This is a genomic window from Pseudomonas sp. No.21 (assembly GCF_054558415.1).
Genome location: NZ_BAAJNO010000005.1, coordinates 335,643 through 351,036, shown reverse-complemented (window position 1 = coordinate 351,036; position 15,394 = coordinate 335,643). Strand labels below are relative to the sequence as shown.

16 protein-coding genes and 1 pseudogene are annotated in these 15,394 nt (G+C 59.4%); 8 read left to right on the top strand and 9 right to left on the bottom strand.

Features of this window, described 5'->3' with window-relative positions:
- Window positions 1–7: 7 nt before the first annotated feature.
- Window positions 8–3,181, top strand: coding sequence for a CusA/CzcA family heavy metal efflux RND transporter (locus ACYJSS_RS12525; protein WP_236205290.1), 3,174 nt, complete (start codon window positions 8–10; stop codon window positions 3,179–3,181).
- A gap of 30 nt (window positions 3,182–3,211) precedes the next feature.
- Window positions 3,212–4,165, top strand: coding sequence for a cation diffusion facilitator family transporter (locus ACYJSS_RS12520; RefSeq protein ID WP_236205289.1), 954 nt, complete (start codon window positions 3,212–3,214; stop codon window positions 4,163–4,165).
- Window positions 4,166–4,249: 84 nt separating this feature from the next.
- Here ACYJSS_RS12520 and ACYJSS_RS12515 read toward each other — a convergent pair whose 3' ends face one another.
- From ACYJSS_RS12515 to ACYJSS_RS12505, 3 genes are all read right to left on the bottom strand, one after another.
- Complete coding sequence (locus ACYJSS_RS12515; protein WP_236205288.1) at window positions 4,250–4,456, bottom strand: hypothetical protein; 207 nt, start codon at window positions 4,454–4,456, stop codon at window positions 4,250–4,252.
- A gap of 788 nt (window positions 4,457–5,244) precedes the next feature.
- Window positions 5,245–5,865 carry a DUF6088 family protein gene (locus tag ACYJSS_RS12510; RefSeq protein ID WP_058343432.1) on the bottom strand — a complete coding sequence of 207 codons (621 nt, stop codon included), beginning with the start codon at window positions 5,863–5,865 and terminating at the stop codon, window positions 5,245–5,247.
- Window positions 5,866–5,916: 51 nt separating this feature from the next.
- Window positions 5,917–6,165: a helix-turn-helix domain-containing protein gene (locus ACYJSS_RS12505; RefSeq protein ID WP_033936531.1), complete on the bottom strand. Its 249-nt coding sequence runs from the start codon at window positions 6,163–6,165 to the stop codon at window positions 5,917–5,919.
- A 779-nt stretch (window positions 6,166–6,944) separates the two neighbouring features.
- Between ACYJSS_RS12505 and ACYJSS_RS12500 the strand changes: the two genes are divergently transcribed.
- Both ACYJSS_RS12500 and ACYJSS_RS12495 read left to right on the top strand, forming a co-directional pair.
- Window positions 6,945–7,391 (top strand): hypothetical protein, encoded by a 447-nt coding sequence (locus tag ACYJSS_RS12500; protein ID WP_058343431.1) that lies wholly within the window; start codon window positions 6,945–6,947, stop codon window positions 7,389–7,391.
- Between the two features lie 60 nt (window positions 7,392–7,451).
- Window positions 7,452–7,682, top strand: coding sequence for a BPSL0761 family protein (locus ACYJSS_RS12495; protein WP_234420783.1), 231 nt, complete (start codon window positions 7,452–7,454; stop codon window positions 7,680–7,682).
- Window positions 7,683–8,085: 403 nt separating this feature from the next.
- Here ACYJSS_RS12495 and ACYJSS_RS12490 read toward each other — a convergent pair whose 3' ends face one another.
- From ACYJSS_RS12490 to ACYJSS_RS12480, 3 genes and pseudogenes are all read right to left on the bottom strand, one after another.
- Window positions 8,086–9,039: an endonuclease gene (locus ACYJSS_RS12490; protein WP_058343430.1), complete on the bottom strand. Its 954-nt coding sequence runs from the start codon at window positions 9,037–9,039 to the stop codon at window positions 8,086–8,088.
- A gap of 328 nt (window positions 9,040–9,367) precedes the next feature.
- Window positions 9,368–9,562 (bottom strand): annotated as a pseudogene (locus ACYJSS_RS12485) (magnesium chelatase domain-containing protein); the annotation flags it as partial.
- A gap of 35 nt (window positions 9,563–9,597) precedes the next feature.
- The gene (locus ACYJSS_RS12480; protein WP_111261184.1) at window positions 9,598–9,861 is read right to left on the bottom strand and encodes an accessory factor UbiK family protein; all 264 of its coding nucleotides are present in this window, start codon (window positions 9,859–9,861) and stop codon (window positions 9,598–9,600) included.
- Between the two features lie 409 nt (window positions 9,862–10,270).
- On the opposite strand from ACYJSS_RS12480, the gene glnK reads away from it, so the two are divergent.
- From glnK to sutA, 4 genes are all read left to right on the top strand, one after another.
- Window positions 10,271–10,609, top strand: a complete 339-nt coding sequence (gene glnK / locus ACYJSS_RS12475) for a P-II family nitrogen regulator (protein WP_003457590.1) — start codon at window positions 10,271–10,273, stop codon at window positions 10,607–10,609.
- 34 nt (window positions 10,610–10,643) lie between these two features.
- Window positions 10,644–11,963: an ammonium transporter gene (locus ACYJSS_RS12470; protein WP_111261183.1), complete on the top strand. Its 1,320-nt coding sequence runs from the start codon at window positions 10,644–10,646 to the stop codon at window positions 11,961–11,963.
- Between the two features lie 208 nt (window positions 11,964–12,171).
- A complete protein-coding gene (locus tag ACYJSS_RS12465; RefSeq protein ID WP_111261182.1) occupies window positions 12,172–12,597 on the top strand; it encodes a secondary thiamine-phosphate synthase enzyme YjbQ in 426 nt (141 codons plus the stop codon).
- 76 nt (window positions 12,598–12,673) lie between these two features.
- Window positions 12,674–12,997, top strand: a complete 324-nt coding sequence (sutA, locus tag ACYJSS_RS12460) for a transcriptional regulator SutA (protein WP_111261181.1) — start codon at window positions 12,674–12,676, stop codon at window positions 12,995–12,997.
- Between the two features lie 59 nt (window positions 12,998–13,056).
- On the opposite strand, the gene ACYJSS_RS12455 is transcribed toward sutA, so the two are convergent.
- The 3 genes from ACYJSS_RS12455 to ACYJSS_RS12445 are packed head-to-tail and all read right to left on the bottom strand — an operon-like array spanning window position 13,057 to window position 15,394.
- Window positions 13,057–13,761: an HAD family hydrolase gene (locus ACYJSS_RS12455; RefSeq protein WP_236205302.1), complete on the bottom strand. Its 705-nt coding sequence runs from the start codon at window positions 13,759–13,761 to the stop codon at window positions 13,057–13,059.
- A complete protein-coding gene (gene xerC / locus ACYJSS_RS12450; RefSeq protein WP_173176749.1) occupies window positions 13,758–14,657 on the bottom strand; it encodes a tyrosine recombinase XerC in 900 nt (299 codons plus the stop codon). The genes ACYJSS_RS12455 and xerC overlap by 4 nt, the downstream gene beginning before the upstream one ends.
- Window positions 14,658–14,692: 35 nt before the next feature.
- Complete coding sequence (locus tag ACYJSS_RS12445) at window positions 14,693–15,394, bottom strand: DUF484 family protein (protein WP_213627644.1); 702 nt, start codon at window positions 15,392–15,394, stop codon at window positions 14,693–14,695.

The window sequence follows — 15,394 nt, the reverse complement described above, 5'->3', positions numbered from 1 at the left end:
ATTCCCTATGTTTGAGCGCATTATCCAGTTCGCCATTGAGCAGCGCGCACTTGTGCTGTTTGCTGTTCTGGCGATGGCGGGCCTAGGTGTCTACAGCTACCAGCAGCTCCCAATTGATGCAGTACCGGACATCACTAACGTCCAGGTCCAAATCAACACAGCCGCAGCCGGTTATTCCCCTCTGGAAACTGAGCAGCGCATTACCTTTCCCATCGAAACAGCTATGGCGGGTCTGCCTCATCTAAAGCAGACACGGTCTCTTTCACGCTCAGGTTTCTCCCAGGTCACCGTCATCTTTGCGGATGGCACTGATCTGTTTTTCGCTCGCCAGCTGGTTAACGAGCGACTGCAGAGTGCTCGAGAACAGCTACCAGAAGGCGTTGAGTCCAGCATGGGGCCGATATCTACGGGCCTCGGCGAGATTTTCATGTGGACGGTAGAGGCTACGCCGGAAGCTCGTAAGGAGGATGGAAGCGCCTACACGCCCACTGACCTACGAGTGATCCAGGACTGGATCATCAAGCCTCAGTTACGCAACGTACCTGGTGTTGCAGAGATCAACACCATCGGTGGGTTCACCAAGGAATTCCAGATTGCGCCAGACCCAAAGCGTCTGGCGTCCTATCAGCTGACGCTGGCAGATTTGGTTACCGCACTTGAACGCAACAACGCCAACGTCGGCGCTGGATTCATTGAGCGAAGTGGTGAGCAGTTGCTCATCCGAGCTCCAGGTCAGGTCGCGGACGCAAGTGATATTGCCAATATCATTGTCAGTAATGTCGATGGCACACCTATTCGCGTGAAGCAGCTGGCCGAGGTGCAAATCGGCCGAGAGCTGCGTACAGGTGCTGCAACGGAGAATGGCCGCGAGGCGGTACTCGGCACAGTGTTCATGCTGATTGGCGAGAACAGCCGTGCTGTATCGCAGGCGGTCGCTGCCAAGCTGGCCGAGATCAACCGAACGCTGCCGGACGGCGTAGTGGCGGTCACGGTTTACGACCGCACCAATTTGGTCGACAAGGCCATTGCCACGGTCAAGAAGAACCTCATCGAGGGGGCGATCTTGGTTATCGCCATTCTGTTCATCTTCCTGGGCAACATCCGTGCGGCGCTGATCACCGCGATGGTCATTCCGCTGTCGATGCTCTTCACCTTTACAGGCATGTTCTCCAACAAGGTGAGTGCCAACTTGATGAGTCTAGGAGCACTGGACTTCGGCATCATCGTAGATGGTGCGGTGGTGATCGTTGAGAACTCGATTCGCAGATTGGCTCATGCTCAACAGCACCATGGGCGCCTGCTGACTCGCTCCGAGCGCTTGCACGAGGTATTTGCCGCATCTAAGGAGGCTCGTCGAGCACTGATCTTCGGCCAGTTGATCATCATGGTGGTGTACCTGCCGATCTTCGCGCTCACAGGTGTTGAAGGAAAAATGTTCCACCCGATGGCCTTCACCGTGGTCATCGCTTTGATCGGCGCCATGATTCTCTCGATCACCTTCGTGCCGGCAGCTATTGCCCTGTTCATCACCGGCAAGGTGAAAGAAGAGGAGAACGCTCTGATGCGCGCTGCGAAGCAAGGCTATGAGCCGGTGCTTGCTTGGGTGATGAAGAGTCGCACGGCGGTGTTTGTCGGTGCCTTCAGCGTGATACTCCTCTCTGGAGTACTTGCCAGTCGCATGGGAAGTGAATTCGTGCCCAGTTTGAGCGAAGGTGATTTCGCCCTGCAGGCCCTGCGAGTACCTGGTACCAGCCTGTCGCAATCTGTGGAAATGCAGAGCCGACTGGAGCAGGTCATTCTGGAAAAGGTACCGGAAGTGGAGCGGGTATTTGCGCGGACAGGAACCGCGGAAATTGCTGCAGACCCAATGCCGCCGAATATCTCGGACGCATACGTGATGTTGAAGCCGAAGGACAAATGGCCGAATCCGGACAAGTCGAGGGAGGAGCTGATCGCTGATCTTCAACGCGCGAGTGCCGCTGTTCCGGGCAGTAACTATGAGCTTTCGCAACCCATTCAGCTGCGCTTTAACGAGCTGATTTCTGGCGTACGTAGCGATGTTGCCGTGAAGGTCTTCGGTGACGACATGGATACTCTCAATTCCACTGCTACTGAAATTTCAGAGGTGCTTGAGAAAATTCCTGGTGCCTCCGAGGTCAAGGTAGAGCAGACCACCGGCTTGCCTGTGCTGACCATCAACATTGATCGGGATAAGGCGGCTCGATTCGGTCTTAACGTCGGAGACATCCAGGACACTATTGCTGTAGCTGTGGGTGGGCAGCGTGCAGGTACTTTGTTCGAGGGGGATCGTCGCTTCGATATGGTTGTGCGGCTGGCAGATAACCTCCGCACTGACATCGAGGGACTTTCGAGGCTTCTGATTCCTGTGCCTGCAGCGGCGAGCAATGGCCAGATCGGCTTCATCTCGTTGTCTGAAGTTGCCAGCCTGGATCTGGTGCTGGGGCCAAATCAGGTGAGTCGTGAGAATGGAAAACGTCTGGTTGTGGTTAGTGCCAACGTGCGCGGTCGAGACATTGGCTCGTTCGTGTCGGAAGCGAGCAGTCGTCTCGCTCAGGATGTGAAAGTCCCAGCAGGCTATTGGACCACTTGGGGAGGTCAGTTCGAGCAGCTACAGTCTGCTGCGAAGCGCCTGCAAATTGTTGTTCCCGTAGCGCTGCTCCTGGTGCTGACGCTGCTCTTCATGATGTTCAACAACCTGAAGGACGGTTTGGTTGTCTTTACAGGGATTCCGTTTGCTCTCACTGGTGGTGTGCTAGCCCTGTGGCTGCGGGACATTCCGTTGTCTATCTCCGCAGGTGTCGGCTTCATTGCTCTATCTGGTGTCGCGGTCCTCAATGGCTTGGTGATGATTTCCTTCATTCGTAATCTGAGAGAGGAAGGAAGGCCGCTGTCGATCGCAATTACTGAGGGGGCACTGACGCGGCTGCGCCCGGTGCTGATGACTGCACTGGTGGCATCCCTTGGCTTCGTTCCAATGGCCTTGGCAACTGGAACAGGTGCTGAGGTGCAGCGGCCGTTGGCTACAGTGGTTATCGGTGGAATTTTGTCGTCGACGGCCTTGACCTTGCTTGTGTTGCCCGCGCTGTATCAATGGGTTCACCGTAAGGACGAAGAGGACGAGGCCGATCAAGTAGTGCCGGCTGCTAGTGGCAGCCACTAGTTAGCAAGCGCGATCAACGTGGAGTGAGTCATGGAGCAGCCTGAAGGCAAGACGCATCACCATGAGCATGAGGGGCACGAGCATCATGATCATGGTCACGAGGGGCATGACCATACGCCTTCCGTGACGGAGGGAAATGTACGTCGTATCCGCTTCGTGTTCGGTCTGACGGCGGGCTATGCCCTGATTCAAGCAGTAGGGGGCTGGTTATCCGGCTCCCTCGCGTTGATCGCAGACTCCGGTCACATGGTGTCGGATGCGGCAGCCTTGCTGTTGGCGCTGATCGCCTATCGAGTGGCATCTCGAGCGGCAGACGCAACCCGAACCTATGGATTTCATCGTGTTCGTGTTCTGGCGGCGCTTGCTAATGGCGCAGCGCTGCTAGTCCTCGTCTCATGGATCGTCTGGGAGGCGATAGATCGTTTCCGTGAGCCCACTGAGGTCCTGGCTGGACCCATGCTGGCAGTCGCAGTGATTGGGTTGCTGGTGAACATCGCCGGCTTTCTAATTCTGCGTATGGGCAGCCAGGACGATGCCAATCTACGGGGGGCTTTTCTCCATGTAGTGGGTGACCTGCTGGGCTCCGTGGGTGCGATCGCTGCTGCAATCGGGATCATGCTCACTGGCTGGACGGTCCTCGATCCTATTCTTTCCGTACTGGTAGCTTTGCTGGTGGTGAAATCTGCTTGGGGGTTGGTCCGTGACTCAATTCAGGTGCTCTTGCAGGCAACACCGCGGGGGCTGGATGCGGTAGAGGTTCTTGAGGATCTGCGGCGGTTACCAGGCATTGCCGAGGTAGGGCATTTCCATGCGTGGACACTTACGGATGAAACTAGGATCGCAACTGTTCACGTGGTACCGATGCCAGGAGTAGATCCCTTGTCTCTGCCGGCACTAGTTGGGGAGCGACTGAGAGTTCAGCACTCGATTGAGCACTCCACCGTACAGGTAGACCCGCCCGGCAATATGGAGTTGTGCCCATGAGGATCTCACTGGATTAGCTTTTTGCTGAGAATCTTCAGACAAAGAAAAGGCGCCTTATGGCGCCTTTTTCGATTCGATGATGGATCACTTGTCCTCTACCCGAGGTTTCGCATCGGCTTTGGTTGCTTTGAGCTGAGGCTCAGCTTGCTGCTTCTTGCCGTGAATCTTCTCTTGGTTTTCGCGGAAGCGCTTCTGCGCCTCGTAAGAGTTTTTGTAGCCATCACCCCTTGCAAAGATGGTGGTGGAAGTCAGAGCCATGATGGTGGCGAGGGCGAGAGTTTGGAATTTCATTTAGCTACCTGCGTACGCTGTTTAGGAAGTCACTGCTCTGCAGTGATGTGGTCAGAGTACGAAGCGGCTGCTAACGAGAGCATGAGCTGAAAATGACAATGCTGATAGAAAGTGGATCTAGCTCATGGAGCAATGCTCCTCATCGCGGACGTTGAGGTTAATACTTATGAGTGTCCGCTAATGGCCGGTTGCAGCCTCTCATGAGCGACTGCAACCGGCCGATTCTGTTGAAAAAGTCCCGTCGCAATTTTTCCCCATGAAAGAGCGTGAGCGACGTTGAAATCTGGCTTGCTCAGAAGGAAGAGCTGTCTTGGTTTTTACGTAGCAACACCGAAATCGAGTGCTTTCTGAGCTACCAAAACGCAGCTCGCTCAGAAACCGACTTTTTCAACAGAATCGGCCGATTCTGTTGAAAAAGTCCCGTCGCAATTTTTCTCCATCAAAGAGCGTGAGCGACGTTGAAATCTGGCTTGCTCAGAAGGAAGAGCTGTCTTGGTTTTTACGTAACAACACCGAAATCGAGTGCTTTCTGAGCTACCGAAGCGCAGCTCGCTCAGAAACCGACTTTTTCAACAGAATCGGTCAATGTGCCGCTTTCTCCTAGTGCTGTCCATGACAAGGAGGCGTTTGAGGTTGGGGCCGCTGTGACCGCCAGGCATGGCGATCTGACTGAGAATTGATCAATTATCTATATCGAGATAATTCCTGCGATCCGGGAGCGGCTTGAGAGCGTACCCCTAGCGTGGTTCAGACAAGAGACTTCTTGAGATGAATTCTGGGAGCTTTGGCTAGCGTCCCGAAGACACCGCCAGTGATACTTCTTCAGCGAAAGGAGCCAATGCCGCCCGCATCCATTTGGGCATTCTGCAGGCAAGCAGCGTGGTCAATTCGTCCGGGCTCAGGGTATCGGCTATTTTGGAAAGCGCGTGGGGACACGCTCCATCTTTACCGAGGTAGTAAAGCGCGGTGAGCGCCAGGCCTACCTTGTTCCCGGCATGCTGCAAGCGATCACTGGAAACATGGTTGAGACGAACCACAGCATTGCCCGCCTTGATTTCTCGGGTTCTGCCGCTGGTGTAGTAGACCGGCACCACCTGCATCTGCGTGCTGAGCCCCAACCTGCGTACGGCCTCAGCTCCATGTATCTGAATCGTCTCTCCATTCGCCTTGGAAAGAACATTCATGATGGCTAGTGGACTAGGTTTTACCAGTTGGCTGGTGTACTCGCTTAGCTTGGGGCGCATATAGACACCGCGTGCTACACGCTCCAGACAACCTAACTGCACTAGCCTGGAGAGCGCTTTATCGACCGCTGCACGTGAACCCAACTCTGCGAAGACGTTGCGCACGAAAGGCTTACCCTTCTTCATGCGCTTGACTCGATTTGAGATGGCTTGTGCGACAGACATGGGAGCCTTCTAGGACCTGTGCGTCTTCTGAAAGATCGAACGCTCATAGACCTAAACAGCAGGTGTTGAGCGTTGGTCTGCCACGATCCTTTCCACCTCGTCGACGATCTCAGCTGCCGTGCAGCCCAATGGGATGGCCAGCTTGATCAAGGTGGTGATCGTTGGCTGATGGATGCCCCGCTCCATCAGGCTGACATAGTTACGCTGCAATTCTGCCTCATGAGCCAATCGCTCCTGGGTGAGCCCTGCTTCGACACGACGTCTGCGCAGGACCTTTCCGAACGCCAGTTCGACTTCCACAGATGCCCCCCAAAAGGGAGGACTATCTGGGCGGCGCCGCTCCAGGTCTTCACAGTATACTGTGAATTTGGTAAAACATGACCCCACGAGATGGCGCCACCCTCCACCGAATTGAAGGGTCACCTTCCTACAAATGCCGGCCTCTCAATCCGCTGTAACTCAAATAAAAAAGATTAAATCCCGATAAGCAATCAGTTAAAAAAGCATATATAGACATGAGGGCTATTGGTATGACTGCCTCTGTTGCACTTGCAATGCTTCTCGCGTCAGGAGCCATTGCTGGGGAATCTGGAGTTCAGCAGCTTGTTAAAAGGTGCGAGTCCGCTTCCAAAGCGCAAGGGACATCACCTGCACTATGTTCGTGCACATTGAAGAAGATGCAGGAATATGGATTCTCTGACTCGGAGATCGTTAATTTTTCTCGACGAGACTTCAAGCCGAAGAATATATATGAAACCGAGCGCCACATGGACTACAGCATTAAGATTAGATTAATAGCAGGCCAGTGCGGCTAATTGCTATTTCACAGGCATCATCCAAATTGCACGTCATTGATTATGTAGCTCCCCTAAAGCTTGGCGGTGGTCACGTCGCAGCGAAATAACCGACCAAGACTAACGAAACGGCTGAAAACGACGCGGCGAAATCTGCAACTAAACAATCCTTGACGCAAAATTCACCCCCAGAAACACATGAAGCATGTAGCGCTAATAAACATTAAATAACCGCAAGCAGCATTGATCATTAATCGTTGACTACATCTTATCAAGGAGCCAAAGTTGTTTAAAACAAATCGCAATGCGGAATTGTTTCCTTGGCTCTCCCATAGCCCAGATGGCGTGCAGTTCTGGTCATTTATCGAGCAAGATATGGCGTGCCCTTGGTTCTACCTCCAAATGGTCGAGGAGGATGACAAGGAAGCCTTTCGAAGCATGCTAATGGTTCCCACACCGGCACTGCTTGAGCAGATCGTGGCTGCGGTAAATAATCATGCCTGGCTGGAGCAGGCTCAACTCGTGACCCCAGCTCATATAAACAAGACGGGCCGCTGGATGATGGAGCCGTTGCTGGAGGTCGCTGCGATCCGTAACGAGCAAGGACAGGAACTTGGGTACAAGTATCTAGTGGAGGGAGGTCGAACGTATTCCGTCTCAGCAGACCAGCTACCAGACGGACAACTGAACAATCACACGATCTTTTCTGCGGCGTTGCATCTGCCGAAGTAAAGACCTTCGATCTCATAAGCCGCGATCAAGACCCTAAACTATGCATGCCTGGAGGGAAAAATGACTATGCCCCACGAACGCACCCGGGCGGTGGTACAGACACACGATTTTTTAGTCGAGCTTTCTCGTGACACATCTCTACCCGAACGCGTTCGGCGCGATGCTCGCTTCCTCCTACGTCATTACCCAAGCCGGAGTGACATGCTTTTGGCCGGTCGGATTGAAGAGCACGCTGATACATTGCCAATTGGAGCGCTCGGCCCCGTATTCAGCTCAACGTTTACGCGCTAGCGAAGACCCTGAGCAAGCTTTGAATACACGGCGCTGGCGTTCACCCAATGCAGAGCTGAATTCTCTACACTATTACCGTCTACTCGTGCAAAGGTAGCCGGTAACGGTTTTTCTGGGCGATTTCCGTTCTGCTAGAAATTTCCCAAGCGGACAATGTGCAGACCTGTTCAAAGGTCTCGGAACTAACTCTGACCAGACCGATAACCTTCTAGGTGGGTAATCTAATACAAGTCGAGTTGGCCGGCCGACAGCTCCCGGTCGTGATAGACCGGAGCGTACCCGAAGAGGTCAGCTTCATCAGCAAGAAATCGGCTGCTCTCTACAGCAAGACCCCTCAACGTATGCAGGTCAAACCAGATGCAAACTGAGGTCAGTTCTGTGGTGGCTCTGCATGGCAATAACTTCAGCGACAGTTACCAGCCTTTCGGTAGCCAGCCGCTCGCGCCTCGCCCTCACTACTGAAGGGAACGGAGTTTTTGGCGGCCACCTGGTTGTAGCCTGGGCAGCCTTGGGGGAGGTGGTAGACGCGGCTGTTGCGATTACCGACGATGATGCCGCTGACGGCAACGGCTTGAGGCGCTACTGGCGCAGCCTTGCGAGCAACCAGTTGAGTCACGAGACCTTCACGTGAGGGCTTGTGACCCAAGGTCCAGGAACGCTCTCCGGTTACGAAAGGGTTGCCGTGGCCCATTACCGCCGCTGTGCGGCTTTCCCAACTTTTCTCCCAGGTAGAAACAGGGTGCTGTCGATCCCAGGCCATGAGCAGTTGCTGCTGCTTTCGGGACATGGACAGGCCATAACGGTCGTACATGTAGAAAGTCGCCCGCGCGACCAGCCCTTTGACTGCATTCCGAGGCTCTGCAGCGCGCGCACGGAAGTCGACCTTGGTAATGCAAGCGCCGTACTGTGAGACGCTACCGCTTACCATGCCGTATTGGTAGTTGCTGCGGTCGCCGTTCACTTCGCCTACGGCGGGGTAGAGGTTGAACAGATCAGCTTCCATAGCCCTGAACACAGGGTCATCGGCTACGCAGTTTTTCCGGCCCCCATTCTGCCAACACTGACGCTGGTGCCCGAACACCCAGGCTGGAACAATGTGCTCCCACTCAATGCGGTCAGCCCGCGACTGCTGCTTGCGGGTTTCATACCCGCAGGACTCCGGATTAATCCTGCCGCCAGACTTCCCAGCCCAATCCCACTTGCAACCACAGTAGAGCTCGCCATCTGCGCTCTGGGCACGATCGAAGAAGATCTTCTGCTTGGCCACTACCTTCGCCGCTGTGAAGTTTGAAGGCGGCTCGCCCAGAGCGGTGATCGAGAAGAGTAAGGCGAGGGCTAAGGTCAGGAAGCGGATCATGGAGGAGGCGAGTACCACAGGAAAGGGCGGACATTCTAGAATGCCGGCTCGGGTGCTGTGGAGACAGCACCTCCTCCCGCCTCCTGATTCCAGTGGAAGTCGTTACTGGAGAGGCTGTCGTCTTAGCGCTCGGTCTAGTACCACGCCGGCACGTGCGGCTCGATGTCCTTTTCCCCAACCATCCAGTCCAGCATCGGAGCCGTGCCATAGGCAACCACGCCGCGAAAATTTCACCGCACATGTCGGTACCAGTGGTATCCGGGTCGGCTGAGCGACCATGAAGCCAGCACTCTGCTCAATTTAGCAAAAAAACTGCTTGACGACATTTGATGCGACGCAGCGGGAATTCGAAGCCGCTGGTGAGGATGGCGCTGCGGACGCGGTCCTTGCTCTCCTTCACAGCCGTTTCCGGCAGGCCGACCAGGGCCAGCGAGGGCAGGCCGTTGGTCAGGTGCGCCTCGACCGTGACGGCCGGCGCTTCCACGCCCACCTGGGCGCGGCTGTGAACGAGGGCCAGGGACATGATCACTCCTTGATCGCTGTCACCGGCCGCCGGGGTCATTCGGTCGGCGGCGGTGTCGGCGTGGCTTCGAGCTCGGCGACCTTGGCTTCCAGGGCCTCGAGGCGGGCGCGGGTACGGGCGAGGACGGCCATCTGGCTGTCGAATTCCTCGCGGCTGACCAGGTCGAGCTTGCTGAAGGCGCTCTGCAGCAGGGCTTTGAACTGGGTTTCGAATTCGGCGCGCGGCAGCGGGGTGTCACCGCTGAACAGGCGGGAGGCGTGGGCACCGAGGGCGTCTAGCAGGGCTTTGGGCGGCAGCATGATGGACTTCCATGGACAGGCGGTGCGCAGTCTACCACGGGCGGTGGCGGGCTGATCCGGATGGGCGGCGCACGATTTTTGAGCAACGGCCGATCCTCCGCTGCGCCAAGTTGGTGCGTGTCGTCGGTGCCGCGACGGCCGCCGAGGGGGCATACGGCCAGTATCTGCTTGAAAAGAAGCGCTTTTGACGGAGCTGGCAAGCTTTCTGCTTTAGGGCTCATGACGCATGCACCGATGCAGTACCGGTGTGTCGGGCGAGGCGGGGGAGTGTTTCGCCGGAAGCGGTTGGTTTGCGTTCGAAGTGGCCGAGCCAGGGCGGTTCGACGCGTTACAAAGCCAGACACTGCGCTTAGACTTGAGCCGGGTTCGTTTTTCCTGGGGCAAGTCCACCAATACGGGAGAGAGTTTCATGAAGCTAGTCACTGCCATCATCAAGCCGTTCAAACTCGATGACGTGCGCGAGTCGCTGTCCGAGATCGGCGTGCAGGGCATCACCGTTACCGAGGTCAAGGGCTTCGGTCGCCAGAAGGGTCACACCGAACTGTACCGTGGCGCGGAATACGTGGTCGATTTCCTGCCCAAGGTGAAGATCGATGTCGCCATCGCCGACGATCAGCTGGACCGCGTGATCGAGGCCATCACCAAGGCAGCCAACACCGGCAAGATCGGTGACGGCAAGATCTTCGTCGTCAATCTGGAACAGGCCATCCGTATCCGTACCGGCGAAACCGGCACAGACGCGATCTAAGCCTCCGAACCCCAACGCCCCAGGAGAAAACAACATGACTCTGCGTAAAGCCGCAGGGCTAGGAGCCCTTTTGTCCCTCGTCACCCCCGGCCTGGCCATGGCCGCCGACGAGGTCGTGCTGAACAGTGGTGATACCGCGTGGATGCTGACCGCGACCGCGCTGGTGCTGTTCATGACCATCCCCGGCCTGGCGCTGTTCTACGGCGGCATGGTGCGTTCCAAGAACATCCTCTCGGTAATGATGCAGTGCTTCGCCATCACCGGCCTGATCAGCATCCTCTGGGTCATCTACGGCTACAGCCTGGCCTTCGACACCACCGGGATGGAACAGGGCGTCGTCAACTTCAACTCCTTCGTCGGTGGCTTCGGCAAGGCCTTCCTGTCCGGCCTGACCGTCGACAGCCTGACCTCCGCCTTCCCTGAAAGCGTGTTCATCACCTTCCAGATGACCTTCGCCATCATCACCCCGGCCCTGATCGTCGGTGCCTTCGCCGAGCGCATGAAGTTCTCCGCGATGCTGATCTTCATGGCCATCTGGTTCACCCTGGTATACGCGCCGATCGCCCACATGGTGTGGAGCGGCAACGGTGGCCTGATGTGGGACTGGGGCGTACTGGACTTCGCGGGCGGTACCGTGGTGCACATCAACGCCGGTGTCGCCGGCCTGGTGGCCTGCCTGGTCCTGGGCAAGCGCAAGGGCTACCCGACCACCCCGATGGCCCCGCACAACCTGGGCTACACCCTGGTCGGCGCCGCCATGCTGTGGATCGGCTGGTTCGGCTTCAACGCCGGCTCCGCGGTCGCCGCCAACGGCACGGCCGGCATGGCCATGCTGGTGACCCAGATCGCCACCGCCGCCGCCGCCCTGGGCTGGATGTTCGCCGAGTGGCTGACCCACGGTAAGCCGAGTGCCCTGGGCATCGCTTCCGGCGTGGTCGCAGGCCTGGTCGCCATCACCCCGGCCGCCGGTACCGTCGGCCCGATGGGCGCCCTGATCATCGGCCTGGCCGCTGGCGTCCTGTGCTTCTTCAGCGCCACCAGCCTGAAGCGCAAGCTGGGCTACGACGACTCCCTGGACGCCTTCGGCGTGCACGGCATCGGCGGCATCATCGGCGCGCTGCTGACCGGTGTGTTCGCGGCCCCGGCCCTGGGTGGCTTCGGCACCGTCGAAGACATCGCCAGCCAGGTGTTCATCCAGTTCAAGGGTGTTGCCTTCACCGTGATCTACACCGCCGTCGTGACCTTCGTGATCCTCAAGGTCCTGGACCTGGTGATCGGCCTGCGTGTAAGCGAAGAGGAAGAGACCGTAGGCCTCGACCTGGCGCAGCACAACGAGCGCGGCTACAACCTGTAAGCGACAGGGCCCGGCCCAGGTGCCGGGCCGTTCCACGGCGGCCCGGTGCCGCCGGACCTGGGGCCCTGGCTCGCTCGAGGTTGCCGTCGCCACGCGGCGTCGGCAGAGATTGCAACACGAGCCACGAAGGGCGCCCGCAAGGCGCCCTTTGCTTTTTCTGGAGCCGCGCTAGAATGCGCGCCGGACGACTTCGCAGCGGGAGACGCGCATGTGGCAGCAGACACTGATCACCCTTGGCGCGCGACCGCGGGGCTTTCATCTGGTGACCGATGAACTGCTGGCGAACTTGCCGGAACTGCGACGCTGTCGTGTCGGTCTGTTGCACCTGTGGCTGCAGCACACATCGGCATCATTGACCGTCAATGAGAATGCCGACCCCTCCGTGAGGCGCGATTTCGAGCGATTCTTCAATCGCCTCGTGCCCCAGGGGGAAGGCGGCTACGAACATGACTACGAAGGCCCGGATGACCTGCCGGCGCATTTCAAGTCGAGCCTGCTGGGCTGCCAGCTGACGCTGCCGATACAGGAAGGGCGGCTCGCGCTGGGGACCTGGCAGGGCATCTACCTGGGGGAACATCGCGATCATGGCGGTGCACGCCGGGTAGTCGCCACGCTCAATGGCGAGGCGATCTGATTTTTTTCCAGTGGCGTTAGCGCGCTGGCGCGGCTGGGCTATAACTAACCTGCTTTGGCAAGACAAGAGGTAGAACATGAGCGACGAAGATCTGGAACAAGACGAGCTCGAGGCATCCGACGAGGATGAGGGCGAGGAGCTCGCCGCAGCCGAAGACAGCGACGACGGCGACAGCGAAAGCGACAGTGAATCCCCCGCGCCTGCCGGCAAGAGCAAGAAGGCGGCGGTAGAGGTCGAGGAACTGCCGAGCATCGAAGCCAAGCAGAAGGAGCGCGATGCGCTCGCACGGGCCATGGAGGAATTCCTGGCGCGTGGCGGCAAGGTTCAGGAGGTCGAGCCCAACGTGGTCGCCGACCCGCCGAAGAAGCCCGACAGCAAGTACGGCAGCCGTCCCATCTGAGGTTCGTCGCCCCATGAAGAAGCCCGCGTTCAGCGGGCTTTTTCATGGGCGCCGGGTACTCAGCCCGGGCTGTTCCAGCGGCCCAGCAGGGCCGGCAGTTCCGCCAGGCTGCGAATCTCCGCGTCAGGATCGGTCTCGCCCTCCCAGGGCTTGCCCTGCGGGTTGAACCAGATGGCGCGCATCCCGGCGTTGCGTGCGCCGTGGATGTCGTCGCTGGGGTGGTCGCCGATGTGGACCGCCCGCTCGGCCGCGACCCCGGCGCGCTTCAGGGCTTCCTCGAAGGGGTGCGGGTCGGGCTTGCCGACGCCCAGCTCCTCGGCGCACAGGGCGAACTGGAAGTAGTCGGCCAGCCCCAGGCGGCGCACATCGGCATTGCCGTTGGTGATCACCGCCAGGCGATAGCGGTTGGCGAGAATCTCCAGGGTCGGGTGCACCTCGGGGAACAGGTCGATGCGGTGGCGTGCCTCGAGGAAGACCTCGAAGCCGCGGCTGGCCAGGCTGCCCGCCTCGTCACGGGGGTAACCGGCCTCTTCCAGTGCATGGAAGAGGATGCGCCGGCGCAGTTCGCTGAGACGGTGCTTGAGCCCGGGCTCGTCCGCCAGCAGCCGCGCGCGGATCGCCCACAGGTGCTCGATGGGCACCGGGCCCAGCTTCGGTGCCTGCAGCGCCAGCCACTCGCGCAGCGCCGCCTCGGCGCCGTGCATCACGGTGGCGACGTCCCAGAGGGTGTCGTCGAGGTCGAAGGTGATCAGCTGGATGCTCATTCGTCGCTCGCCTTGTTCCGCTTGGCCCGGGGATGGGCCTTGTCATAGACCGCCGCGAGGTGCTGGAAGTCCAGGTGGGTATAGATCTGCGTGGTGGAGATGTCCGCGTGGCCGAGCAGTTCCTGCACGGCGCGCAGGTCCTGGGACGACTCCAGCATGTGGCTGGCGAAGGAGTGGCGCAGCATGTGCGGATGCAGGTGCTGGCCCAGCTCGCGCACCCCGGCGGCGCGCACGCGCAACTGGATGGCGCGCGGCCCCAGGCGGCGCCCGGTGCGGCCGATGAACACGGCGCCGTCCTGCGGGTTGGCCAGGGCACGCAGTGGCAGCCATTGCTCCAGCGCCTGCCGGGCCATGCGCCCGACCGGCAGCTCGCGCACCTTGTTGCCCTTGCCGTGCACGCGCACGCTGCCGTCGGCCAGATCGAGGCCGTCGAGGTTCAGGCCAACCAGCTCGGACAGGCGCAGGCCGGAGGAATAGAACAGCTCGAGGATCGCCTGGTCGCGGCGGGCGATGAAGTCGTCTTCGACCGCGCCGTCCAGCAGCTGCTGGGCGCGATCGGCGTCGAGGGTCTTGGGCAGGCGGCGCTCGCCCTTGGGCGCGCTGAGCCCGCTGGCCGGGTCGTGGCGGCAGACGCCTTCGCGTACCAGGTAGCGGTAGAGCCCCCGTACCGCGGAGAGCAGGCGCGCCAGGCTGCGGCTCGACTGCCCCTGCTGGTGCAGCCGGGCGACCATGCTGCGCAGGGTGCGTGGGTCGAGCGCGGACCAGTCGGCGACGGCGAAGGCCTCGCACAGGGCGACGACCTTGCCCAGGTCGCGACGGTAGCCGTCGAGGGTGTGGGGGGAAACCTGGCGCTCGCTGCGCAGGTGCTCGATGTAGCGGTCCAGATCGGCGTTCATCCGTCTACTCCTGCCGCTGTGCCGTCGCCCGCCGCCTACCTCACCGAACGCAGCGGGGAGGCGAAGAGGGGCAGCACGCGGGCCAGGACCTCGGCGATGTAGCCGAGGAACAGGGTGCCCAGCGAGCTCTTGTAGTGCTGCGGATCATGGCTGCCGATGGCCAGGATGCCGTGCTGGCCCTGGTGGTTGAGGGAGACCACGGCGGCGGAGCCGACCTTGGCGCCCTCTTCCTTGCCGAAGAGGAATTCCAGCTCATGGGCACGCAGCACGCCGCAGATGGTCTTGCCGGCAACCAGCAGGCCGCCGACGGCCTGTTGCGCTTCCACGCTGGTGACGCTGCGGCCTACCGGCAGGGTGCTGTCGCTGAACAGGATGAGGCTGACGAAGGGCACCTGGAACTCGTGGCGCAGGCTGTCTTCCACTGCGCTGACCACCTCTTCCAGGGTGCCGGCGTCGAGCAGGTCGAGCACCAGGCGGCGGGTCTTGTCGAACAGCCGGTCGTTGTCCCGGGCGACGTCCATCAGCTGCGAGAGCCGATGGCGCATCTCGATGTTGCGCTCGCGCAGCAGCTTGACCTGGCGCTCCACCAGGGAGACGGCCTCGCCCGGCTGGTGCGGGATGCGCAGTTCGGGGATCAGCTCCTCGTGGTCGACGAAGAACTCCGGGTGGTGCCGCAGGTAGGCGGCGACCGTCTCGGCCTCGAGGTGCTGAGGCGGTTCCTGGTGCTTGTCACTCAT

Coding starts and splice junctions, on each gene's coding strand:
- xerC (WP_173176749.1), bottom strand. CDS start 14,657: ATGAACGCCGATCTGGACCGCTACATCGAGCACCTGCGCAGCGAGCGC.
- ACYJSS_RS12490 (WP_058343430.1), bottom strand. CDS start 9,039: ATGATCCGCTTCCTGACCTTAGCCCTCGCCTTACTCTTCTCGATCACC.
- ACYJSS_RS12465 (WP_111261182.1), top strand. CDS start 12,172: ATGTGGCAGCAGACACTGATCACCCTTGGCGCGCGACCGCGGGGCTTT.
- ACYJSS_RS12515 (WP_236205288.1), bottom strand. CDS start 4,456: ATGAAATTCCAAACTCTCGCCCTCGCCACCATCATGGCTCTGACTTCC.
- ACYJSS_RS12525 (WP_236205290.1), top strand. CDS start 8: ATGTTTGAGCGCATTATCCAGTTCGCCATTGAGCAGCGCGCACTTGTG.
- ACYJSS_RS12480 (WP_111261184.1), bottom strand. CDS start 9,861: ATGCTGCCGCCCAAAGCCCTGCTAGACGCCCTCGGTGCCCACGCCTCC.
- ACYJSS_RS12495 (WP_234420783.1), top strand. CDS start 7,452: ATGACTATGCCCCACGAACGCACCCGGGCGGTGGTACAGACACACGAT.
- ACYJSS_RS12470 (WP_111261183.1), top strand. CDS start 10,644: ATGACTCTGCGTAAAGCCGCAGGGCTAGGAGCCCTTTTGTCCCTCGTC.
- ACYJSS_RS12520 (WP_236205289.1), top strand. CDS start 3,212: ATGGAGCAGCCTGAAGGCAAGACGCATCACCATGAGCATGAGGGGCAC.
- ACYJSS_RS12455 (WP_236205302.1), bottom strand. CDS start 13,761: ATGAGCATCCAGCTGATCACCTTCGACCTCGACGACACCCTCTGGGAC.
- ACYJSS_RS12445 (WP_213627644.1), bottom strand. CDS start 15,394: ATGAGTGACAAGCACCAGGAACCGCCTCAGCACCTCGAGGCCGAGACG.
- ACYJSS_RS12510 (WP_058343432.1), bottom strand. CDS start 5,865: ATGTCTGTCGCACAAGCCATCTCAAATCGAGTCAAGCGCATGAAGAAG.
- glnK (WP_003457590.1), top strand. CDS start 10,271: ATGAAGCTAGTCACTGCCATCATCAAGCCGTTCAAACTCGATGACGTG.
- sutA (WP_111261181.1), top strand. CDS start 12,674: ATGAGCGACGAAGATCTGGAACAAGACGAGCTCGAGGCATCCGACGAG.